At 64.1% G+C, this 22,702-nt stretch carries 14 protein-coding genes; 9 read left to right on the forward strand and 5 right to left on the reverse strand.

Annotated features, from left to right (window positions below; genetic code table 11):
* Positions 1-13 precede the first annotated feature (13 nt).
* Entirely contained in the window at positions 14-1,180 is a 1,167-nt protein-coding gene (locus ACQ4N9_RS19445; protein ID WP_390967921.1) for a PLP-dependent aminotransferase family protein, read from the reverse strand.
* A gap of 81 nt (positions 1,181-1,261) precedes the next feature.
* On the opposite strand from ACQ4N9_RS19445, the gene ACQ4N9_RS19450 reads away from it, so the two are divergent.
* Positions 1,262-1,708: a MarR family transcriptional regulator gene (locus ACQ4N9_RS19450; RefSeq protein WP_390967920.1), complete on the forward strand. Its 447-nt coding sequence runs from the start codon at positions 1,262-1,264 to the stop codon at positions 1,706-1,708.
* Positions 1,709-1,946: 238 nt separating this feature from the next.
* Positions 1,947-2,513 carry a DUF6630 family protein gene (locus ACQ4N9_RS19455; RefSeq protein ID WP_390967919.1) on the forward strand — a complete coding sequence of 189 codons (567 nt, stop codon included), beginning with the start codon at positions 1,947-1,949 and terminating at the stop codon, positions 2,511-2,513.
* Between the two features lie 8 nt (positions 2,514-2,521).
* On the opposite strand, the gene ACQ4N9_RS19460 is transcribed toward ACQ4N9_RS19455, so the two are convergent.
* Positions 2,522-2,722: a DUF1289 domain-containing protein gene (locus tag ACQ4N9_RS19460; RefSeq protein WP_258706262.1), complete on the reverse strand. Its 201-nt coding sequence runs from the start codon at positions 2,720-2,722 to the stop codon at positions 2,522-2,524.
* 119 nt (positions 2,723-2,841) lie between these two features.
* On the opposite strand from ACQ4N9_RS19460, the gene ACQ4N9_RS19465 reads away from it, so the two are divergent.
* Complete coding sequence (locus ACQ4N9_RS19465; protein ID WP_390967918.1) at positions 2,842-3,225, forward strand: tautomerase family protein; 384 nt, start codon at positions 2,842-2,844, stop codon at positions 3,223-3,225.
* An 18-nt stretch (positions 3,226-3,243) separates the two neighbouring features.
* Here ACQ4N9_RS19465 and ACQ4N9_RS19470 read toward each other — a convergent pair whose 3' ends face one another.
* Positions 3,244-3,693, reverse strand: coding sequence for a GNAT family N-acetyltransferase (locus ACQ4N9_RS19470; RefSeq protein ID WP_390967917.1), 450 nt, complete (start codon positions 3,691-3,693; stop codon positions 3,244-3,246).
* Between the two features lie 218 nt (positions 3,694-3,911).
* Here ACQ4N9_RS19470 and ACQ4N9_RS19475 point away from each other — a divergent pair, with 218 nt between their 5' ends.
* From ACQ4N9_RS19475 to ACQ4N9_RS19490, 4 genes are all read left to right on the forward strand, one after another.
* Positions 3,912-5,138: an MFS transporter gene (locus tag ACQ4N9_RS19475; RefSeq protein ID WP_323833580.1), complete on the forward strand. Its 1,227-nt coding sequence runs from the start codon at positions 3,912-3,914 to the stop codon at positions 5,136-5,138.
* Positions 5,139-5,293: 155 nt separating this feature from the next.
* On the forward strand, positions 5,294-6,388 hold the full coding sequence (locus ACQ4N9_RS19480) for an alpha/beta hydrolase family protein (protein ID WP_390967916.1): 1,095 nt from the start codon (positions 5,294-5,296) through the stop codon (positions 6,386-6,388).
* Between the two features lie 134 nt (positions 6,389-6,522).
* Positions 6,523-7,656: an aminotransferase class V-fold PLP-dependent enzyme gene (locus ACQ4N9_RS19485; protein ID WP_390967915.1), complete on the forward strand. Its 1,134-nt coding sequence runs from the start codon at positions 6,523-6,525 to the stop codon at positions 7,654-7,656.
* Positions 7,657-7,956: 300 nt separating this feature from the next.
* Positions 7,957-9,306 carry a PBS lyase gene (locus tag ACQ4N9_RS19490; RefSeq protein WP_390967914.1) on the forward strand — a complete coding sequence of 450 codons (1,350 nt, stop codon included), beginning with the start codon at positions 7,957-7,959 and terminating at the stop codon, positions 9,304-9,306.
* 217 nt (positions 9,307-9,523) lie between these two features.
* Here ACQ4N9_RS19490 and ACQ4N9_RS19495 read toward each other — a convergent pair whose 3' ends face one another.
* Positions 9,524-9,892: an SMI1/KNR4 family protein gene (locus tag ACQ4N9_RS19495; protein ID WP_390967913.1), complete on the reverse strand. Its 369-nt coding sequence runs from the start codon at positions 9,890-9,892 to the stop codon at positions 9,524-9,526.
* A gap of 302 nt (positions 9,893-10,194) precedes the next feature.
* Here ACQ4N9_RS19495 and ACQ4N9_RS19500 point away from each other — a divergent pair, with 302 nt between their 5' ends.
* Positions 10,195-10,818 carry a tetratricopeptide repeat protein gene (locus tag ACQ4N9_RS19500; RefSeq protein ID WP_390967912.1) on the forward strand — a complete coding sequence of 208 codons (624 nt, stop codon included), beginning with the start codon at positions 10,195-10,197 and terminating at the stop codon, positions 10,816-10,818.
* A 49-nt stretch (positions 10,819-10,867) separates the two neighbouring features.
* The gene (locus tag ACQ4N9_RS19505; protein ID WP_125858265.1) at positions 10,868-11,323 is read left to right on the forward strand and encodes a VOC family protein; all 456 of its coding nucleotides are present in this window, start codon (positions 10,868-10,870) and stop codon (positions 11,321-11,323) included.
* A gap of 167 nt (positions 11,324-11,490) precedes the next feature.
* Here ACQ4N9_RS19505 and ACQ4N9_RS19510 read toward each other — a convergent pair whose 3' ends face one another.
* Positions 11,491-22,317 (reverse strand): peroxidase family protein, encoded by a 10,827-nt coding sequence (locus tag ACQ4N9_RS19510; RefSeq protein WP_390967911.1) that lies wholly within the window; start codon positions 22,315-22,317, stop codon positions 11,491-11,493.
* Positions 22,318-22,702: the final 385 nt, after the last annotated feature.

Genomic DNA, 22,702 nt, shown 5'->3' on the forward strand with positions numbered 1-22,702 from the left:
CGTCAGCGAAGATTCACGCCGCCCTCGCCCGCTGCCCCTCCCGCACCACCTGCGCAAGGCGTCGCAACCCTTCCTCCAACTGCCCCGGCGCCACATGGCTGAAGTTCAGCCGCAAATGCCCATGATGCTGGTCCGGCTCTGGGAAGAACGGCTCGCCCGGCATGAACGCCACATCCACCGCCAATGCAGCCGCCAGCAAGGTGCGGGTATCCAGCGGCTGCTTGAGGGTCAGCCAGAAGAACAGCCCGCCCTCGGGCTGCTGCCAGTCGGCAAGGTCGGCGAAGTGCGTTTGCAGCGCGGCCTGGAACGCATCGCGGCGCTCGCGGTAGTAGTTACGCAGGGTCCCCAGGTGCTGCTGATGTTGCTCGCTGCCCAACCACTGCAGCACCTGCCACTGGCCGACACGGTTGGTGTGCAGGTCGGCGGCCTGCTTGAGCCGCAGCAGGTATGGGAATAGATCAGGGCTGGCGATCAAGTAGCCGACCCGCAACCCCGGCAGCAAGGTTTTAGACACGGTGCCGGTGTAGATCCAGCTGGCCTTGCGCAGGCGGCTGACGATGGGTGTGGCGCTGCCACCGTCGAAACTCAGTTCGCGGTAAGGCTCGTCTTCGATCAAGGTGACGCCGAACTCGTCCAGCAATGCTGCCACTGCGTCGCGCTTGGCCTCGCTGTAGCGCAGGCCGGACGGGTTCTGGAAGGTCGGGATCAGGTAGATGAACGCCGGGTGATGCTGTTGCAGGCGCTGGCGCAAGGCGGCCAGGTCCGGCCCGTCGGCTTGCATCGGCACGGCCAGGCAATCGGCGCCGAACAGCTGGAAGATCTGCAGCGCGGCCAGGTAGGTCGGGGCTTCCAGCAGTACTTCGGTGCCCTTGTCCAGGTACAGCTTGGCCGCCAGGTCCAGCGCCTGCTGCGAGCCGCTGACCACCAGCACCTGGCTGGCCTGGCACTCGATACCCAACGCCCGCGCCTCGGCCGCCAAGGCCTCGCGCAGGGCCGGCTCGCCCTCGCTCATGCCGTACTGGCCCATGGCGACCGGCATTTCATCCCACACCACCTTGGGCAGCATGGCCTCGGCCGGCAGGCCGCCGGCGAACGACATCACCTCCGGGCGCTGGGCCGCGGCTAGGATTTCACGGATCAGGGAACTCTTTAAGCGTGTGACACGTTCAGAAAAGGCCATGGGATCACCGGTAGCGGGGCGTGGAAGAAATAAGTCAAACTGCTTGACCGAAATTACGACGACCCTCACGGATAAGTCAACATGCTTGACCTTAAGAACCCAACTTCACAGCAACAAGCCATGGAGGCTTTCTTCTTCGGCTACCAGGCGTTCACCGCCAAGGCTGACGAAATGCTCGAACGCCGGGGCCTGGGCCGGGTGCACCAGCGAATCGTGTTTTTCATCGCCCGTTACCCGAACCTGAGCGTCAAGGAACTGCTGGCCGTGCTCGGGGTGAGCAAACAGGCGTTGAACATGCCGCTGCGCCAGTTGATGGAGATGCGCTTGGTGGACAGCCTGCCGTCCGAGGCCGACAAGCGCATGCGCCTGCTGCAACTGACCGAAGAAGGCGCGCGCCTGGAACAGGCCCTGCGCCGTGAGCAGGTGAAGCTGCTGGAGCGGGTGTTTGCCGAGGCCGGGGAAGCGGCGGTCAATGGCTGGCTGGCGGTCAACCAGGCACTGGCCGGGAACCCGCTGTCGACTGATTGAGACATGATCGCGACTTCATGCGGTGCATGGCGGGAGACTGGGTGAAGGCCACCAGGTGCCTGCCGGTGTTTCTGTAGCGCCTATGAGATCGAGCGCCGCCCGCGTGGCGCATCGCTGGCAAGCCAGCTCCCACAGTTTGTTCCGGGCCAATTATTCCTGTGAAAGTACCGGCGCCTGCCTTGGTACATGGCAGTGGCTATGCTCTGTTGAGCCCGTCACGGAGAACACAGGACACAGAATGGGACTTTTCGACCGTTTGTTCGGCGGCCGTTTCACCCAGCCGCCACCGGATGAGCCGACGCTCAGCGATGCCGCGATCATGCGCGAGCTGCACCCCTACCGCCCAGGCCTCAAGGCCTTCACCCAAGCCCTGCTGGCGCACCTGCCCGAGCAGGAGCGCGCCCGGCTGGTCAGGCGGGTGCTGCGCATCTACGGCCAGGGCGAGGAGCCGGCCAGCGCGCTGAGCCTGGCCTTGCTGGCCCCGGACAAAGCCTTGCCGCTTGAACAGCGGGCGCTGCTGGCCGTCGACTGGAACGGTTTCGACAGTTTCGAGTACCTGGCCCCTCACCTGGTCAAGGCGAGCGGTGTGACCGAACACTATGTCTATGAACACAACGGCACACAGACCATGGCCCAGGTGCTGAGCGGCTTCGACCATTGGCTGGCGGGCCAGGGCAAACGCTTCCTGCAGTTGGACACCGGCGACGACGAGTATGTGGGCTGCATCGTCGCGGCCGACCAGGTCGACAGCATGATCGAACTGGCGCAGCAGGCCGGCATCGAGGCTGGCCTGGAGAGCTTCTGAACGCGGCGCTACTCGCTCGCCTGGCGTTTGGCGTTCTTCTTGACGATGGCCTTCATCCGGGTGGCGGCGCGCTGCACCGTCGCCATCTTCTCCGGGCGCTTCATGCCGCGCCATTTGCGGATTTCTTCGCGGGTGCGGCCACAGCTCACGCACAACTCGCTGTTGAGCTGGCACAGCGAGACGCAGGGGTTATCGATGTCTTTGGCCATGGGCTGCTCCGTTAGCGGGCGCGCATCATACAGCAGGCACGGCCGCTTATCCTGCAGGTGAATCGGCGCGATCCTGTCTACGCTGCTGTACAGCCTGCCCACTCGCCAAGGAGCCGCTCGTGCCTCTGGTCCGCATCGATATCAAACGAAACCCCGACGCCAGCCATCTGCCGAGGATCGGCCAAGTTGTCTATGCCGCCATGAAAAGCACGATCAATGTGCCCGACCACGACAACTTCCAGGTCTTGACCGAGCACGACACTGACCGCCTGGTGAACGACCCGCAGTACCTGGGCATCCAGCGCACGGACGGCCAGGTGTTCATCCAGATCACCCTCAGCGAAGGGCGCACCGTCGAGCAGAAGAAGGCGCTGTATCTGGCCATTGCCGAAGGGCTCAACCAGCAGGCGGGGGTGCGCCTGGAGGATGTGTTCATCAACCTGGTCGAGGTGCGCAAGGAGAACTGGTCGTTTGGTCATGGGATCGCGCAATACGCCCTGTAAGTGGCTCGGTCTCTGCGATCAGCCCTCTACGCGAAGCTTCTCATAGCGCACATCCCGGTCATCCACCGCCTCGGTGCAGGTCCACCCCAATCGCCGGTAAAAACCATTCGCCCGAATGACCTCATTGCCGTCAGTGGTCAGATGGATCCGCTCGTGGCGCTGGAACAGCGCTTGTTCCGCCCGCTGCAACAGCAAGCGCCCCAAGCCTTTGCCTTCATGCCGGGGGCGCACGAACAGGGCGAATACCTCCCCTTCTTCGTGATCGACCATGACAAATCCGGCAGGCTCCTGATGCCATTCGGCAATCCAGGCGCAGGGGCCACTGCCGATGGCGTCGGCGAGTGTGGCCGCCGTGATGCCCATGGCATGCAGTTGTTCACGGGAGAGGTGGTTCTGTTTCACGCTGGTGCGGATATCGAACAGCAGCTCGATATCACCAGGCGAAGCCTGACGCAGGGTTGCGGTCATCTCCAAACGTCCTTGTCGTTGCCGATGAGGCCGGCAGCATAGCAACTCACTGCCCGGTCGCGTACGGCGGCCCGGCGTGTCTTATCGATTGCACTGATGATTACTATCGAAGGCCCCGTCTGTCGGGTTGGCAAAACCGGCTCTTATAATCGCCTCCCAATTGCCTCCCGCTCCCCGCGCCTGCCTTCAGGCGACCTTCCCCCTTGGAACCCAGTACCATGCCAAGCGCCAGCCAGGCCCCTCAGGGCCTTCCCGAACATGATCAACAGAGCGTCAGCCAGCAGTGGCTGGCGATTCTCTCGGTCGCCGTGGGCGCCTTCGCCCTGGTGACCAGCGAGTTTCTCCCGGTGGGCGTACTCAACGATGTCGCCAGCGACCTGGGCATCAGCGCCGGCCAGGCCGGCCTGATGGTGACCCTGCCCGGCATCATGGCCGCCCTCGCCGCCCCCTTGCTGTCGGTGGGCATCGGCGCCCTGGACCGCCGCTACCTGCTGATCGGCCTGACCCTGGTCATGATCATCGCCAACGCCGTCGTGGCCTACGCCAGCGACTTCAGCCTGCTGCTGTTCGGCCGCGTGTTGCTGGGCATCAGCATCGGTGGCTTCTGGGCCACTGCCATTGCCCTCAGCGGCCGCCTTGCGCCCAAGGGCGTGGGCGTGGCCCAGGCCACCTCGATCATCATGGTCGGTGTGACCCTGGCCACCGTGCTGGGCGTGCCCGTCGGCACCTGGCTGAGCGGCCTGATGGGCTGGCGCATGACTTTCCTGGCCACCGCGCTGGTGGGCGTGCCGGTGCTGCTGGCGCAGGTCTTCCTGCTGCCGCGGCTCAACCCGGACCGGGCGATCCGCGTCAGCGACCTGCCGGCCTTGTTCATCAACCCACAGGCACGGGTGGGCTTGATCGCGGTACTGCTGATCGGCCTGGCGCACTTTGCCGCGTACACCTATGTCGCGCCGTTCTTCAAACAGAGTGCCGGCTTCGATGGGCCGACCATTGGCTCGTTGCTGCTGCTCTATGGCGTGGCCGGGGTGCTGGGCAACCTGTTCGCCGGCTTCGCCGCCAACCGCAGCGTGCGCCACACGCTGATGCTGGTGGCACTGATGATCGCTATCAGCACCGCGCTGTTCCCCTACTTCGCCACCGGCATGACCGGCGCGGCGATGCTGATCGCGCTCTGGGGCTTCGCCTTTGGCGCCTTCCCGGCCTGCGCCAGCATCTGGATGTTCGTGGTGGCGCCCAAGGATGTCGAACGCGGCATGCCGCTGTTCGTCGCCATGTTCCAGGTGATCATCGCGCTGGGCTCGTTCTTTGGCGGGCGGATCGTCGACCAGCTGGGCAGCTCTGTGCTGTTGAGCCTGGCCACGGCACTGGTGGGCTGCGGGTTCGTCACGGTGCTGGTGCTGGGGCGTAACGTCAGCAACAGCCTGGCGGCCCAGCCCGCCTGAAAGGGTTAGCGCATTTTGCCTGGACGTGGTTCGAATCCGGGCTTTAATGTCCACCTTCGAGGACCACCACATTAGCTACGACGCCCTTGGAGGGTAGATACGCCCTGTGGCGGATTCGAGTGCCATGCACGCGTCTGATCAAGGAAGAGACGACATTGAAAACAACATTCGCCGCACTGTTGCTGGCCTGCCTGACAACCAGCGTATGGGCCGACGGCAACTCCGTCGGCTTTCGCGCCTCCACGCTGACGGATCCGCACAATGACCGTGCATTGGAGGTGGTGGTCTGGTACCCGAGCAAAGCCATCACCGACACGCAACTGATCGGCGACAATCAGGTGTTTGTCGGTGCTTCTGCCATGCCTGACGCACCGCCTGCTGGCGGTAAACATCCGTTGGTGGTGCTGTCCCATGGCTACCAGGGCAACTGGCGCAATCAGGTCTGGCTGGCCAGCGCCCTGGCTCGCAAAGGCTATATCGTCGCCGCAGTCAATCACCCTGGCAGCACGACCCATGACCGCAGCCCGCAAGCAGCGGCACAGTTATGGCAGCGCCCTCTTGATCTGGGTCGGACCATTGATGGGGTCATCGCTCAACCTGAAAAATTCGGTGCGGTTGCCGATGGCCGAATTGCAGCCGTGGGCCACTCGCTCGGCGGCTGGACCGCCTTGGAGATCGCCGGGGCGCGCTTCGACCCAGAGCGCTTCGAACAGGACTGCAACACCCATCCAGAGTTAGCCAGTTGCACCGTTTACGCACAGATGAAACCTGCAGGCTCCATAGAGTCCAAGGCTGCGTTGGGCGCCGATTGGCGCGACCAACGCGTCACGGCCGTGGTCACGCTGGACCTGGGCCTTTCGCGGGGGCTGACCGATCGAAGCCTGGCCGCCCTGCCGGTACCCGCCCTGGTGATCGCAGCGGGCGTACCGTCGCGTGAACTTCCCGCGGAACTGGAGTCGGCCAACCTGGCCAAACGCCTGCCCGCTGCGTCCAGTCGTTACGTCGAGATCAGCGATGCCAGCCATTTCACCTTCATGTCGATGTGCAAACCGGGCGCGCAGTCCGTGCTCGAGGCAGAAGTCCCGGGGGATGGCATCATTTGCCGGGATGGCGAGAACGGCCGGGCGCGGGATGCTATTCAGCAGCAAGTTGCGTCGCTGATCGCAGCTTTCCTGGAGCAATCACCTGGCTACAAGAAAGACAGCTCGGTGGTTCGGCGTTCCGTTAAACCCGCCCCCACAAGCATCTGAGCTGCCAGGCTGCTAACTTGAACGTCCAGCCCCGCAGGCAGCAGTCCGAGACTGCAGTCCCGGTCAACATTGTCATTTGCCAGGGCTCGGTACAGGGTCCATACCAATGACATCTCTGGTAAAGGAGTCACCGCATGTCGAAGCTTTATCCCAGTATTGATCCCGAGGGGCTGGTCGAGTACTCGGTGGTCTATACCGACCGCTCGCTCAATCACATGTCGCAGACGTTTCAAGGGGTGATGAGGAACATCTCCAAGACCCTGAAGCAGGTCTACAACGCCCAGGCAGTTGCGGTAGTGCCGGGCAGCGGTACCTTCGGCATGGAATCGGTAGCGCGACAGTTCGCCACCGACCAGCAATGCCTGGTGATCCGCAACGGCTGGTTCAGTTATCGCTGGAGCCAGATCCTCGAGATGGGCAACATCCCGGCGGCCACCACGGTGCTCAAAGCCCGGCCGGTCGACGCCGGCCGCCAGGCAGCCTACGCGCCCCCGCCACTGGACGAAGTGCTGGCGGCCATCGAAACGCACAAGCCGCAGATGGTCTTCGCCCCCCACGTTGAAACCTCATCCGGGATCATCCTGCCCGACGATTACCTGCGGGCCGTCGGCGACGCCGTGCATGCGGTGGGCGGCCTGTTCGTGCTGGATTGCATCGCCTCAGGCACGCTTTGGGTCGATATGCACAAGTGCGCCGTCGACCTGCTGATCAGCGCACCGCAGAAAGGCTGGAGCGCCTCCCCTTGCTGCGCCCTGGTGATGTTCAGTGCTTTGGCCCTCGAGCGCATCGAGCACACGCAAAGCAGCAGCTTTGCCTGCGACCTGAAAAAGTGGCTGCAGATCATGCAGGCCTACGAGCAGGGCGGGCATGCCTACCATGCGACCATGCCCAGCGATGCTCTGGCGCGATTCAACGACGTGATGAACGAGATGCAAGCCTGTGGTTTCGACAAGCTCCGCGACGAACAGTGGGCGCTGGGCGATCGGGTACGTGCCATGTTGACCGGCAAAGGCATCAAAAGCGTGGCTGCGGCCGGGTTTCAGGCCCCGGGCGTAGTGGTGAGCTACACCGATGATGCCGACATCAAGAGCGGTAAGAAATTTGCCGCGCACGGCCTGCAGATAGCTGCCGGCGTGCCGTTGCAATGTGACGAGCCGGCCGACTTCCAGACTTTCCGTATCGGGCTGTTCGGGCTGGAAAAACTGAATAATATCGAGCGCACGGTCAGTACCCTTGAGCAGGCGCTGGGTGAAGTGATGGGGAACTAAGCTCTGCTATGGGCTGCAGCACAGCTGCGGGTGTCCGCGTTGGGTCGAAAGCTGCCGGTTGTGATTGACCGCTTTCGACCCGTAGCTACCCTTCGCGAACTGCTATCGGCCAGATGTGGTCATCTCACCATACTTCAGAGCCGCCGACGACTGTGGTCGCCGATTCATACCAAGATCGCTTGGCTTCACCTGGACGCAGAAAATAGTAGATCTGTAGATTTTAGGTCGAGCTAATAGCCTTCCAGTACCACTGCACAATATCTAAAATCATTAGCCGATATTCATGGAAGGGTTGTGTCAATGAGCGCTCTCAGTTGGCTGAATTGGATCAAAGCCAAGCCGCTTAGTAGCTCCTCTTGGGCTGATCAGCAGCGTAACCACGCGTTGGAACTGATTGCGAGCACCGCAGGAAGCGGCGCATGGTCAGATCTTAGCCAGCATCCCAACGGTTTCGTTCGTGAAGTGGCAGTCAGAGAGTTATCAAACAGCCCTTCTCCCGAAGCCTTACTGGCGCTGATCGAGCGACTCAATGACTGGGTTCCTCAAGTTCGCCATCTGGCCGAAATCGGTATGCAAGCGTATCTGAAGCGTGAGCATGTCAGCTCCCTGTTATTTGCATTGGGCCCGCTGATGGCACTTGCCGTGCGCCGACGGGGCGATCACGAGGTCACCTTGGCCAAGGTGCAAGCGTTGCTGCAAATGCCCGATGTGCGCAGTGAAGTCCATGCCAGCTTTCTGGCGCAACAAAGTAAAGCGGCATGCTATTTGTTCGCGTTGCTTTTGGATGCCAGCGATTCTCCGGAGCCCCTTCTGCGGGAGGCTCTGTCCCATCGTGAATTGAATGTTCGTCTGGCTGCTGTCGATGCGTGCGAGGCGTTGGCGACGACACCAGCCCACGCCCTGCTACTCGACGCTCTTCCCCGATCGATTGCCAGAGTCCGTACACTAATAATGCGGGCACTGTTGCCTGTTCTTGAGGACCCGAAGCCTCTATTGCAACAAGCATTGCTCAATGGCTCTGCTGCAGTACGCAATTTGGCCCTCTGGGCAGCTCCCCGATATGGGGTTGATGCATCGGGTGTGCTGGCAGAGCAACTGACACAGCAAAAACCAAACCGCAAGGCAGATTGGCTGGGTGTGTTGGGCCTAGCCAGGGATCTCAGTGTCAAACTCCCTGAAGCTTGGTTGAGGGCGGCACTAGCGTCTGGCTATCCATCCGTTCGAATTTCGGCCATGTGTTTACCGGGTGAGTGGCGTTCATGTGACCTACTCGACGCGCTGAATGATACGTCTGACAAGGTATTCAATGTATTGATCGCCCGTTTGGGCGATCTGCCCTGGGCTGCGATAAGTGTGGGCGTGGGCGCCAGACTGGATGATCAATGGCACGAGCTTTCAGACATGCGTCGTCAAAAACTACTTCAGCTGTTAGCGATATGGCAGCAGGTAGCGTATTTGCTGAAGTCTTTAGGTAACGAGCCCGCAAGGCAGACGTATTGGTTGTCGGAGATAACGCACTGGTGTGATCGCCAATACCAGATCATAGATCCATTCACATCGAAAGCGGAGCAGGCGGCTTTAAAGGAGCAGCTTCAGTGTCTGGTCGCGCTGGGCCTGCTCAATCACAGCATTGTTGCACGTGTGCTTTGATGACTGGGGGATCTGTGCGCTGTGCAGGACAGCTGCCGAGACGAAGGTGGACGGACTTACCGGAAGGAAAGGCGGCTGACCACACCCAGCCGATAGCAGCGCGTGAATGACTGCTTCGGGTCGGAGGTAGACACTCGTCACGGGCTGCTTTCGTCCCAAAGCTGCCTTTCACTCAGGGCAGCAAGACGTAAAAACAAGACACAGCGAAATTTCATTCCTACCGGCACTCTATGCAGACTTGTTGAAACCATGCAGAGAATGAAGGCCAATGCTCATCTGTGCTTCCGTTATGCGACCAGTATCGAACAGCGCCAGATTCTGAAATTAGAAAGTAGTCACCATTGTCTTCAATGAAAGGTAGCCAATCACGTGGTACACCTGCGTGATCCCAAGCAAACGCTGAGATTTCGAATATATCTAAGTAGCTACACCCTCTCACTATCAACGCAGCATCCAGCACGGCATTTTCGACGTTACTACCTCCCTTCAAGAAGCGGACATACTGATCTGGAAAGCGAAACTTGAGTACGCGTTCAGCTTCTGCGATATCGGCGTCTGTAGGTATACGGAAAGGGTCTACTGACATTTATTTGATCCACGTCTTAATGGGTGGCGTTTGAGCCTGCTGATTCAAGCACCCTACCTCATTTCGGACCGAAAGACGCTGATTGGCTCACAGGAACAATGCTCTCCATTAGGCCTGTGCTGTCGGCCATTCAGGGTCGAAAGCAGCCCATCGCAAACACGCCTAAACGCGCCTTGCAAACCAGAACTTCATCCCTTCCGCACTGTCGATTACGTCTCTGTATCCACCAAGTCAGACAGCCCAGCCTGTCTGCCCAATCCCTCCCCCAACCGGCAGCCAACCCCTTGTCGAGCCCATCCCTGATGCCAAGCCCCCGCACGCTGTCGGCCTTGCTGCTGTTGCTCAGTGCAACCACATCGCCCTACCCCCTGGCCAGCGAGCGCTCAGCCACCGCCAGAAGCAACAACGCCTCTACCCAGCTGATCGAAACCGCCTCGCAGCAGTACGCCGATGGCCATCCCGACCAGGCGGCGGCAACCCTGGAGCGTGCCCTGCATATCCAGCCGAACAATCCCGCCACCCTGCACTACCTCGGTGTATTGCGTCTTCAACAGGGCCAGTTCCAGCAGGCCGAAACCCTGGCGGCCCGCTCCAACCTGCGGATAGGCGCCAACCAGGCGTTGCGCAACCGCAACCTGCAATTGATCGCAGCGGCACAGACTGCCCAGCGCACAGGCGTTGTGCCAACCAGGGCGGTGACGGTTCCCGTGCAAGACGCCATCGCCGCGAGGCCATCCGCTCCACCGCTGCAGCCCATTGCCGCTCTGGGTAGCGAGCCAAACGAGATACCGCGAGGTTTGCGCCCACCTCCCGGCAAATGCCGCATCTGGTTCCCCGACCGCCCGCCAGGCCATCAACCCGCGCCGGTGAAATGCAAGAAACTCAAAGGCCGGGTGCCATTGGGCGCGTACCTGGTCCGCCATTGAGCCCATAGGCTGGGTTATGCTCCACCCCCTCAGCCAGGGGAGTGTCACGATGCAACTCACGTTCAGCCACGTGGATGTACTGGTCAACCAGCTCGAACCGGCCTGCGCCTACTACCAGCAGATCCTCGGCGCCGAGATCTCCACCACCCAGGTGTGGGAGCGCGGCGGCCTGCACGTGCGCTACGCCATCGCCCGCATGGGCCAGGAGCGGTTCATGCTGGTGCAACCGCTGGCGGGCAACCTCAAGGTGCTGCTGGACGAGCACGGCGAAGGCATGATCTACCGCCATTGCTACTCGACGCCGGACATCGAAGTGGCCTATGACCAGTTGCTGGCCAACGGCGTGCAGCCAGAGAACGAGAATGGCCAGCCGCTGGCACGCAGTGACCTGCAATCGCCGGCCGGGGCGCGGATCATCTGGCTGCCCAAGCGCTTTGGGCATTTTTCCATCGAGATCATCGAGGCTCAGGCGTTGGAGGCGTTCATCGAAGGGGCGTTTGCCTGATACCACAACCTGCAGTAGGGCCGCTGTGCGGCCCATCGCCGGCAAGCCGGCTCCCACAAGCGCCGATCTCAAGACATGCGCTGTACCTGTGGGAGCCGGCTTGCCGGCGATGGGCTGCGCAGCAGCCCCAGTCGCTCAGGAGTACATCCCTGTTCTCCCGCGCCCTCTCACGTCAGCAGGAAATCCGCCGCCGTCACACTGGTCGCATCCCCTACTCCCACCAGGCGAATGGTGTCGGTGGCACCGGCGAAGCTGACCAGGGTATCGGCCCCCACATCGGCGATGGTCACGTTGGCGGCAAAGGTCGCCGCCGTGATGTTCATCGCCGAGATGTCCAGCCGGTCCTGGCCGCCTGCCGGGGCAGCATCGAAGCCGAACACCTGGTCGGTGCCGAAGCCTGCGGCGAACACGAAGACGTCGTTGCCGTCGAGCGCCACCAGCGAGTCGTTGCCGGCCCCGCCGGTGACCGTGTCGTTGCCCGCACCGCCATCGATGAAGTCATCGCCGGCCCCGCCCAACAAGGTGTCGTTGCCGCCACCACCGAGCACGGTGTCGTTGCCGTCACCGCCCTCCAGCCGGTCGACACCCATGCCGCCATCGAGGTTGTCGTTGCCCACCCCACCCAGCAAGGTGTCATCGCCATTGCCGCCGTTTAGCGCATCGTCGCCGGCACCGCCGTCGAGGGTGTCATTGTTGCCACCGCCGTTGAGGGTGTCGTTGCCGAGGCCGCCGAACAGCTGGTCGTTGCCGGCGTCGCCATTGAGCGTGTCGTTGCCGGCGTTGCCGTTGAGGGTATCGTCGCCACCGGCACCAGTGAGGGTGTCGTTGCCGGCACCGCCGCTGATGACGTTGGCCAGGTCGTTGCCCAAGCCTATGAAGTTGCCCACGCCGGTGTAGGTCAGGTTCTCGACGTTGGCAGTCAGCGCGTAGCTGCCCAGCGAGGTGCGCACGGTATCGATACCACCGCCGGCGGCCTCGACCACCACATCGTTGCCGGCATCGATCACGTAGGTATCGTTGCCGGCGCCGCCCACCAGCCGGTCATCACCGGCACCGCCATTGAGCGTGTCGTTGCCGCTGCCGCCGGTGATGGTGTTGGCCAGCGCGTTGCCGGTACCGGTGAAGTTGGCGCTGCCGGTGTAGGTCAGGTTCTCGATCTCGTTGCCCAACAGGTAGCTGGCCAGGCTGGTCTGCACCAGGTCGACACCGCCGCCGGCCGCTTCGGTGACGCTGTCGCCGAGGTTGTCGACCACGAAGGTGTCGTTGCCGGCACCGCCGTTCATGGTGTCGGCGCCAAGCCCGCCGTTGAGGACATCGTTGCCGTCCTCGCCATTGAGCACGTCGTCACCGTCGCCGCCGTTGAGGGTGTCGTTGCCGACACCGCCGAACAACTGGTCGAACCCGGCCAGGCCATTGAGCGTGTCGTTACCGCCCAGGCCCAGCAGCACATCGTTGCCCACCGTGCCGTTGAGGGTGTTGGCCGCGTTGGTGCCTTGCAGCACGATACCCGGTATCACCGCCACCGCTGCCGTTGCCGCCGAGATCACCACCTCCTGTTTGCCGAAGCCGTCGGTGTAGCGCACGATCACCCGCAGTTGCTGATTGCCCTGGGCCAGGCCTGGGGTGAAGCTGGCCGTCGTGGCGCCGGCGATGTCGTTGAAGTTACCGCCCAGCCCCTGCTGCCACTGGAAGCTGAAGGCGCCCAGGCCGTCGAGGTCGGCGATGCTACCGGTCAGCGCAGTCAGGGGCTGGCCCTGGTCCGGCGTGGTGTCGCTGATCAGCACCGCGCCGGTTGGCGCGTCGTTGACGTTGAGCACCGGCAGCGTCGGGTCGGAGGTCGCCACCTCGGCCACGCCGAAGTCATCGATGTAGTGCACCAGCACGCGTATCTGCTGGCCGACCTGGGCCTGGCCAAGGGTGAAACTGGTGCCGGTGGCACCGGCGATGTTCACCCAGCCCACACCTACGTTCGACTGCCATTGCACGCTGAACTGCGGGTTGCTCAGGCCATCGGCGTCGGCGATGGCCGCAAGGTTCGCGGTGAGCACCTGGTTCTGCGCCGCCAGCCCGGTCACGGTCGGCCCTGCGCTGGGGGCGCTGTTGGCCGAGGAGTCGACGATTTCCAGCGTGCCCTTGGCGTCCTGGTACACCGCCCGCACGCGGATGTTCAGCCCTGCCACATCGTCCGCCACCCGGTAGGTGCTGCCGGTCGCCCGCGACACTTCGCCGGCGGCGACAAAGGTGATGTCTTCATAGACACCGGTGCCGGGGATGGTCTCGACCTGCCAGTAGTAGGCCACAGGCCCGGTCACCGCACCGCTGGCGTTGCCTGCGCCGACGTTGTCGGCGTCGTGCACGCCACGGTTGCTCACCCGCAGCAACTGGCCGGCCACCGGGGCATCGGCCCGCGCGCCGCTGGCGTCGTCGAGGATCGCCAGGTGGCCCGCAGGGCCATTGTTGACGGCGGTCCCCACACCCGAGGCCTGGGCGCTGTCGGCAAACTGCAGGCGCTCGATGCCGGTCAGGCGGTCCACGCCGTCACGGCCCACCACGGTATCGGTGACGATGACCGTGTCGCCCTCGATGCTGATGCGGTAGTCGGTGGCGATGCCGCTGAACACCGCGGTGTCGTAGCTGTTGTCGCCACTGAGGATCTCCCGCACGATCACCAGCTGCCCGGGGTTGTAGGTGCCGTTGAGCATCAGCGGCACCATCGGCTCCATGCTGTCGAAGGTGGCGATTTCCGGGCCTGTGCCATCGTGGTTGGCGCGCACGCTGATGCGTACGTTCAGCCACTTGTCACCGTCGAGGATGTCGTCGCCGCCGCGGCCTTCGATCAGGTCGCTGCCGCTGCCGCCCAGGATGATGTTGCCGCCATCATAGAAGGTCGCGCCGGCCGCCAGCAGGTCGACCAGGCCGTTGATCAGGCCGATGTTGGTCAGCACGCTGCCCGTGGCCCCGGCGGTGGGCAGCGAGGTGGCATCCTCGTTGTCGCCGCGCAGGAAGTCGCCATGGGCCGAGCCCGACAGGCCTTCCATGATGTCGAAGCGCACCAGCGCCGAAGCACCCGAGCCCGGCACCAGCGGCACATCGAAGAAGCGGTCGCTGTAGTCGATGGAAACGCCCTGGGCCAGGTCCTTGAAGGTCGCCCAGTCATAGCCTGAGCCACCGATGTAGCGGTCGCCGAAGCCGAGGCTGCCGACCATGATGTCATCGCCGCCTTCACCGTTGAACTTGTCGTTCTCGTTGCCGCCGATGAACACGTCGTTGCCGATGATCGGGTCGTTGCCGAGCGGGTCGAAGTTGTCGCCGGGCGCCCCGTCCGAGGTGCCCTTCTCGATCCAGTCGTCGCCTTCGTTGCCCATGTCCTGCTCGTTGGCCTTGCTGCCCAGGATGAAGTCGTTGCCCTGGCCGCCGATGGCTTCGCTGGCATCCTCGCCGGTGACGATGAAGTCGTTGCCGAAGCCGCCGATGATCAGGTTGATGCCGTTGCCGCCGTGCAGCACATCGTTGCCGTCGCCGCCCTGGATGTTATCGTCGCCGCCGGTGTCGCTGATGATGTCGTCACCGGCACCACCGCGCAGCTGGTCGTTGCCGTCGCCACCGTCGATCCGGTCGTTGCCGGCATCGCCCCACACCGTGTCATCGCCCTCGCTGGCGATGAGGATGTCATCGCCGTTGCTGCCACCGAGCACGATGTGCTCGTCACCGGTGTAGCGGATGTAGTTGCCGTCGGGGCCGGCGGTCAGCGGGTTGTCGCGGAACACCACCTGATGGCCGTTATCGTCCAGCGGGTCGGCGTTGCCCAGGCCGTCGTTGTACTGCTTGGAGCGGTCCACTTCCAGGTAGAAGCCAGGGTCGGAGAACACCAGGCCCGGCAGGTGAGTGGCCGAGGTGTTGGCCATGATCAGCTTGGCGAACGAGTTGCTTTCCAGCTCGGCGTTCATCGACAGGCCGGCGGTGCGCTCCAGGTAATAGAAGCGGTCACCGTCCTGCAGTTTCTCCAGCTGGTTCTCGAACACGAAGTTGAAGGTGCTGCCGAGCATGCCGCCGAACGGCGTCTTTTCTTCGGCCAGGCCACCGATCCACAGGTCGATGGCATCCACCCCGGTAATGGTCACCCCCTTGAGGTCGTCGGCGGTGCCCAGCACGCCATCCTTGCCGGCCTTGGTCACGTTGGCCCAGGCACCGCTGCCGTTGAGGAAGTCCAGACGGTCGCTGGGCGCACCACTGCCACCGAACACCAGGGCCATGGCGGCGTCACGCTTGCCCTCGAGGGTGGTCGCTGCGGTGATGCTGGCGTGGGTGCCGTAGGCGGCGATGAAGTTGATCAGCGATTCCGGGTGCTTGAGGTGCTGCACCAGGTCGACCCAGCTGGTGTACGGCTTGAGCTGGGTGTCACCGGTCTGGCCATAGATGTCGCGGCGCAGGGCGTTGAGCGACGGGATGCCGACATCGCGGCCCCGGGCGATGTTGATCGCCGGCAGGTCCAGCGGCAGGCCCAGCAGGTTGTTGCGCAGCGCCTCGGTGACGAACTCGTCGATCTCGTTGCCGGCCTGGCGGGTCACCCCGCGCACGATGGCACTGGTCGCCTCCTCGGGTGTCACGCCACTGGCGGCATAGGCCAGCGGGTTGAGGAACGCCGCGATCAGGCCCATCTGCTGGTCGGGGTTGGCGCTGGCCGGGTCGCCGATCACCTTGAAGTCGACGTCGAAGCGGTCGACCGTTTCGGTCAGCATCGAGTGGCCAAAGCGGTACACGGTGTGCGCGAACTCGGCGACGATCGAGGCATCGAGGTCGACGTCATACACCTGGGTCGGGGCGAAGAACAGGTCGACCCGCGGCTGGATGGTGCGGGCGAACTCCTCGAACACCAGGTGCTGGTACTGCATCTCGGTGCCGAACTTGGCGGCCTGGAACAGCCGCTCGCCGTTCCACACCAGCGCGTCGATCTCGGCCTGGGTGGCAGGCAACGCCGCCACCGGGTTGAGCAGCCACTCGTTGAGGAAGGCCACATCGTGGGAGTCGAGCACGGTGTCCTTGGTCTGCGCCACCAGCCGGTTGTGCTCGGAATGGAAGATCGCATGCACGGCGGTCAGGCCGATGTTCTCGTTGACCCGGCCGTCACCGGCGATGTAGTGGGCATCGAGCAGTTCGTTGTCGTAGGCGGTGTTGGCACCGGTCTGCGGGTTGAACGGCACCGCGTTGCCAATCGCATCGCCGGCATCCGGCGCCAGCACGCCGCCGCTGAACACCGGTACGGCGTTGTGGGCGATGTCGGCAAGGAACTGGTGGCCGGTGCGCACGGCATTGCTCAGGTCGATCGGCGCCAGCGGGTTGCCTTCGACCAGCACGTCGTCGGCGGTGCCGCCCAGGCCGTCACTCCCCTTCATCACCACCATCGGGTAGCCGTTGGGCCCTTTGATGAAGTTGCCGTAGGCGTCGGTGGCCAGCAGCGGCACGTTGTCCACGTCGGCGTCGGTGAGGTGGATGCCCAGCACATCGTTGGCCTGGGCCTTGACCACTTTCCAGGTGGCCATGCCGCCAATCTCGCTGTCGTCGCCGGTGCCGTACTTGCCGTCGGCGCCCAGGTCACGGTTGGTGATCAAGCGGCCGGTGGCGATCGGGCCGTCGTCGGTCAGCTGGTAGCCGCGCAGGAACACCTGGTGCGACGGGTGCGAGCTGTAGGTCTGGTTCTGGTCAACGAACGGCGTGGTGGTGTTGGTGTGCTCGTGGACATCGTCGGCAGTACCCAGCACGCCGTCGGCGCCGGGCAGGTTGGTGGCGCGGGTCAGCACCATGAAGTTGGAATGCCCGCCCGGCACGTACAGCGGGTCGTCCGCTTGCAGCGGAATGAAGATGGTGCCCGAACCGCCCTTGGTCACCAGGTCCAGGCCGTGGTCGAAGAACTGCCCGAAGAAGGTCATCCAGGCGTTGAACGGCGCGGACAGGCCGGCATCCGGCGCGGTGTTCTCGAACAGATACACGTCGTGGTCGTCATTGGTGCCGAACTGGCCATCCAGGCCGGGGCTGGCGACGATGCGCACGCCATCCTTGAGCACGTCGTCACTGCCTTGCGCGCCGAAGTCGAGGTGGCCGTTGGCACCGGGGTCATAGGCGGTGGCATAGGCGGCCGGGTTGTTCGAGGTCTGGTCGACGATCAGGTTGCTGATGGTGCGCGGCTGCGAGTCGAATACGTTGCCGCTGGTCTGCTGGTACGAGGTCGCCGGGCTGGCCGGCGAACCTGGGCCAAAGAAGCCGGCCGGGGCGCCTTCGGCCGAATTGAACACCGGGTCGCTCAGGCGTGGGAACACGTTGTCGGCGGCACCGTATTCGGTGTGGTTGTTGCCGTTGAGGTTCATCAGGTTGTTGTTCGAGCCATCGACCGCACGCAGGCCCAGCGGCGCGCGGATGTTGGGGATCAGCGAGAGGATGTCCTGCCCGGCCGCGTCGGCCTCGGCAATCTTGATCTGCGCGAGGATGAAGTTGAGGTCCGAGCGTACCATGTGCAGGCCGGCGCCGCCGTCGGCGGCATCCACCACCGGGGTTGGCGCCGTGGGCACGACCGGCGCGCCGGGCTCTACCACTGTGGTGGGCTGGGAGAACAGGATTTCGGTGGTGCCATGGCCATCCTGGTAGATCGCCTTGACCCGCAGCGACAGCCCGGCAAGGTCCGGCGAGACCTTGAACGCCGTGCCGTCGGCGCTCTGGAACGCCAGGTCGCCGGCCGGCAGCAGGATGATGTCCTGGAACACGCCACTGCCCGGGTCGGCCTCGAACTGCCAGTAGTACGAGACCGAGCTGTTGGCCAGGGTACCCAGCGGGTTGCCGGCGCCGATGTTGTTGGCATCGCGCACCCCGGCCACGCTCACGGTGAGGGTGTCGCCCACGGTGATCGCGCCGCCGTTGCCGTCGGTGATGGTCGGGCTGCCGGTCGGTTGCGCATTCGCCCCCGGCACCAGCACGCGCTGGCCGTCGGCGAACTGCAGGCGCTCGATGTGCAGCAGGGTGTCGGTGCCGTCGCGGCCGGCCACGCTGTCGGCCACGGTCCATACGTCATCCGCCGTGTCGGCGGTGCCACGGTCGTTCTGGGTGACCAGGTACTCGCTCTGCAGCCCGGAGAAGATCGCCGTGTCGAAGGCCGCGCCACCGGTGGAGGTGCCGGGCAGGATCTCGCGCACCGCCTTGAGCTGGCCGGGGTTGTAGGTGCGGTCGAGCATGAACGGGATCATCTCGACCATGCTGTCGAAGCTGGCGATCTCGGGGCCGGTGTGGTTGACGTCGCCCGGGGCATACACCGCGATGCGCACGTTGATCCACTTGTCGCCGTCGATCAGGTCATCGCCGCCACGGCCTTCGATCAGGTCACTGCCGTTACCGCCAAGGATGATGTTGCCGGTGGCAAACCCGGTGGTCGGCAGCCCGGCATCGGCCAGGAACTGCTGCAGCCCACGGATCAGCTGGACGTTGGTCAATGCACCGCCGGTGGCGCCGCCGTGGTTGAGGATGGTCACCGCATCGACGTCATCGCCCTTGAGCACGTCGGCGAACTTCGAGCCGGACAACCCCTCCACTTCGGCGAAGCGGTCGAGGATCGAGGCCGGCGAGGCGCCGACCGGGTTGAACACCCCAGCGTTCTGGTTCGGCGCATTGCCGTGGGGCTGGGCCAGCGCGGCCAGGCTCAGGTCGGCGGTGACGCCCACCTGGTCGTTCTTGTAGGTGATCCAGTCGAAACCGGACATGCCGTCCATCTTGTCCTGGGCATCGCTGCCGACAAAGATGTCGTCGCCGCCCTCGCCGATCATTTCATCGAAGCCACCACCGCCGACGAAGATGTCGTTGCCGACCACGTCATCGGTGAGCAGGGGCGCGAAGTTGTCGCCCGGCGCGCCGTCCTGGGTGCCCTTCTCGATCCAGTCGTCGCCTTCGTTGCCGGTGGGCGGCAGGTTGGTCTTGGCGCCGAGGATGAAGTCGTCGCCCTGGCCGCCGAAGGTGGTGGTGATGTCTTCGGTGGTGACGATGAAGTCCTGGCCGTCGCCGCCGAGGATCAGGTTGCCGGCGGCCAGCATGCTGCCGGCGATGATCACGTCGTTGCCGGCGTTGCCTTCCAGGCGGTTGTCACCGAACGAGTCGGTGATGATGTCGTCGCCCGCGCCACCCAGCACCGCATCGTTGCCGGCACCGCCTTCGAGGCGGTCGTTGCCGCCGTCGCCATACAGGGTGTCGTCGCCGTCGCCGGAAATGATGATGTCGTCGCCGGCAGTGCCGCCGAGCACCACATGGTCCTCACCGGTGTAGTGCAGGAAGTTGCTGTCGCCGCCCACAGTGTCGGGGTTGTCGCGGATCACCAGCGGCACGATCTCGACGCCGTTGATCATCAGCCCGCCGGTGGGGTCGGCACGGCCGTCTGCGCCAAGGCCGGTGTATTGGTTGGCCTGGTTGACCTCCAGGGTGAAGGTCGGGGTGAGGAACACCGTGTTGGACAGGTGGGTGACATCGGTGTTGAGCATGATCAGCTTGGCGAACGAGTTGTTCTCCAGCTCAGTGCCGAAGTTCAGGCCCGCGGTGCGCGACAGGTAATAGAAGCGGTCGCCGTTCTGCAGCGCTTCGAGCTGGGTTTCGAAGACGAAGTTGAAGCTTGAGCCGAGCATGCCGCCGAAGGGCATTTTCTGCTCGGCCAGGCCGCCGACCCAGAAGTCGATGCTGTCGACGCCGGTGATGGTCACGCCACTGACGTCGTCGGCGGTGTTCATCACGCCGTCCTTGCCGGCCAGGGTGACGTTGCCCCAGGCCCCGGTGCCGTTGAGGAAGTCCAGGCGGTCGCCCGGCGCCCCACTGCCGCCGAACACCAGCGCCAGGGCGGCGGCGCGTTTGTCTTCCAGGGTGGTCGCCGAGGTGATGCTGCTGTGGCTGCCATAGGCGGCGATGAAGTTGACCAGCGAGGCCGGGTGCTTGAGGTGCTCGGCGAAATCGACCCAGCTGATGTACGGCTTGAGCTGGCTGTCGCCGGTGGAATGGTAGAACTCGCGGCGCGCCTGGTTGAGGCTGGGGATGCCGGTGTCACGGCCACGGGCCAGGTTCAGCGCCGGCAAGTCCAGCGGCAAGCCCAGCAGGTTGTTGCGCAGCGCCTCGGTGACGAACTCGTCGATCTCGTTGCCCAGCTGGCGGGTCACGCCGCGGATGATCGCCCCGGCCGCTTCGTCGGCGGTGGCGCCGCTGCCGGCGAAGGCCAGCGGGTTGAGGAAGGCGGCAATCAGGCCCAGTTGCTGGTCGGGATTGTTCGGGTCGCTGAGCACCGGGTTGAACGCAGGGTCGAAGCGGTCGACGGTCTCGGTCAGCATCGAGTGGCCGAAGCGGTACACCACGTGGGCGAACTCGGCGAGGATCGCCGGGTTGATCGAGGTGTCGTAACCGTTGGGGGCGAGGAACTCGTCCACCTGCGGCTGGATGGTGCGGGCGAACTCCTCGAACACCAGGTGCTGGTACTGCATCTCGGTGCCGAACTTGGCGGCCTGGAACAGCCGCTCGCCATCCCATACCAGGGCGGCCACCTGGGCCGGCGTGGTCGGCAGTGCGGCCACATCGTCCACCAACCATTGATTGAGGAAGGCCAGGTCGCCCGAGGCGAGGATGGTGTCCTTCGACTGCTGCACCAGGCGGTTGTGCTCGGAGTGGAACACATGGTGCACGGCGGTCAGGCCGATGTTCTCGTTGGCGCGGCCGTCGCCGGCGATGTAATGGGCGTCGAGCAGTTCGTTGTCGTAGGTCAGGTTGCTGCCGCCCGGGCCTGGGGTCTGGGCGTTGCCGATGCTGTTGTCGGCATCTGCCTGCAGCACGCCACCGATCGAGACCGGCTCGGCGTTGTGGGCGATGTCGTCGAGGAAGCCATGGCCGGTGCTCACCGCATTGGCCAGGCTGATCGGCGCGGCGCGGTTGCCTTCGACCAGCTGGGTCAGGTCATCGGCGGTACCCGCGATGCCGTCGGCGCCATTGCCGATGCGGATCACCACCTGGGGCATGCCGTTGGGGCCCTTGATGAAGTTGCCATAGGCATCGGTGGCCAGCAGCGGCACGTTGTGCACGTTGGCGTCGGTCAGGTCGATGCCGAGGATGTCGCGGGCCTGGGCCTTGACCACCGCCCAGGTGGCCATGCCGCCGTTCTCGCCACTGCCATCGTCGGCGGTGCCGAACTTGCCGTCGGCACCCAGGTCGCGGTTGGTGATCAAGCGGCCGGTGGCCACCGGGTCGCCGCCGGCATCAAGGGTGTATTCACGCAGGAACACCTGGTGCGAGGGGTGCGAGCTGTAGGTCTGGCTCTGGTCGACGAACGGCGAGGTGGTGTTGAGCTGGCCATCGTCGGCGGTGCCGAGCACGCCATCGGCGCCGGCAGTGTGCACCGCGCGCGGCAGCACCATGAAGTTGGTCTGCCCGCCCGGCACGTACAACGGGTCGTCCGGCTGCAGCGGAATGAACACGATGGCGCTGCTGGTCTTGGTGACCAGGTCCAGGCCGTGGTCGAAGAACTGGCCGAAGAACGTCATCCAGGAGTTGAAGCCGGCGGTCAGGCCGGCATCCGGCGACTCGTTGGGGATGAAGAACACTTCTTTATCGTCGGCAGTGCCGAACACGCCGTCCACACCGGGGCTGATCACCGGTGCGGCGCCGCCATTGGCCTCGACCGCCGCCGGGTTGTGCGCGGTCTGGTCGACGATCAGGTTGCTGATGGTGCGCGGCTGCGCGTCGACCACCGTGCCGCTGGCGGCGTAGGCCGCGCGGTACTGGGCATCGAGCAGGCGCAGGAACGAATTGTCGGCGGCGCCGAACTCGCTCTGCCCGGCCACCAGGTTGTTGTAGCTGCCGTCGACGGTGCGCAGGCCGAACGGCACCTGGCTGTTGGGCAGCAGCTCGATAAGGCTGGCGCCGTTGGCATGGGCTTCGGCGATGAAGATCTGCTTGAGGATGAACTCCAGGTCGGACTTGCTGAAATTGGCCATTTTCGGTTGACCTCGATCGGTAGGGGGGGCGAGCGCGGGGCGCAGGCGCCCGTCGCGCCCGTTCATAGGCGTGCACGGTTTGCAGCGTTTTCTTGGCGCGAAACGGGGCGCGCAAAACCGTTACCCGCCGGGCGGGCTACGTGCCTGGAGTTCGCACAGGTTCAGGTTCGTCGGGCGCTCAGGCGCGACAGACCCAGGCCCTGGGTGGGCCGTGACTACGAGAGGTGGGGGATAACGTCCTGTAGAGCCCATTCACTCGGTACAAGAACAGAGGGCTGGTCATGTTCTGCTCCCACAGGAATGTCAGCGGGGGCTCGCGGGGCCGTGGCGACAACAGGGCTTCGGGCAAAGTTCCGACGAACTGAATAAGACTAAAGTTGTAGGC

Origin of the sequence: Pseudomonas sp. ES1 (assembly GCF_050586605.1) — a bacterium.
Classification (GTDB): domain Bacteria; phylum Pseudomonadota; class Gammaproteobacteria; order Pseudomonadales; family Pseudomonadaceae; genus Aquipseudomonas; species Aquipseudomonas sichuanensis.

Excerpts from the sequence above, each read along its gene's own strand:
- ACQ4N9_RS19500 (WP_390967912.1), top strand. The coding sequence starts at position 10,195 with ATGCCAAGCCCCCGCACGCTGTCGGCCTTGCTGCTGTTGCTCAGTGCA.
- ACQ4N9_RS19460 (WP_258706262.1), bottom strand. The coding sequence starts at position 2,722 with ATGGCCAAAGACATCGATAACCCCTGCGTCTCGCTGTGCCAGCTCAAC.
- ACQ4N9_RS19505 (WP_125858265.1), top strand. The coding sequence starts at position 10,868 with ATGCAACTCACGTTCAGCCACGTGGATGTACTGGTCAACCAGCTCGAA.
- ACQ4N9_RS19495 (WP_390967913.1), bottom strand. The coding sequence starts at position 9,892 with ATGTCAGTAGACCCTTTCCGTATACCTACAGACGCCGATATCGCAGAA.
- ACQ4N9_RS19510 (WP_390967911.1), bottom strand. The coding sequence starts at position 22,317 with ATGGCCAATTTCAGCAAGTCCGACCTGGAGTTCATCCTCAAGCAGATC.
- ACQ4N9_RS19485 (WP_390967915.1), top strand. The coding sequence starts at position 6,523 with ATGTCGAAGCTTTATCCCAGTATTGATCCCGAGGGGCTGGTCGAGTAC.
- ACQ4N9_RS19470 (WP_390967917.1), bottom strand. The coding sequence starts at position 3,693 with ATGACCGCAACCCTGCGTCAGGCTTCGCCTGGTGATATCGAGCTGCTG.
- ACQ4N9_RS19455 (WP_390967919.1), top strand. The coding sequence starts at position 1,947 with ATGGGACTTTTCGACCGTTTGTTCGGCGGCCGTTTCACCCAGCCGCCA.
- ACQ4N9_RS19475 (WP_323833580.1), top strand. The coding sequence starts at position 3,912 with ATGCCAAGCGCCAGCCAGGCCCCTCAGGGCCTTCCCGAACATGATCAA.
- ACQ4N9_RS19450 (WP_390967920.1), top strand. The coding sequence starts at position 1,262 with ATGCTTGACCTTAAGAACCCAACTTCACAGCAACAAGCCATGGAGGCT.
- ACQ4N9_RS19490 (WP_390967914.1), top strand. The coding sequence starts at position 7,957 with ATGAGCGCTCTCAGTTGGCTGAATTGGATCAAAGCCAAGCCGCTTAGT.
- ACQ4N9_RS19445 (WP_390967921.1), bottom strand. The coding sequence starts at position 1,180 with ATGGCCTTTTCTGAACGTGTCACACGCTTAAAGAGTTCCCTGATCCGT.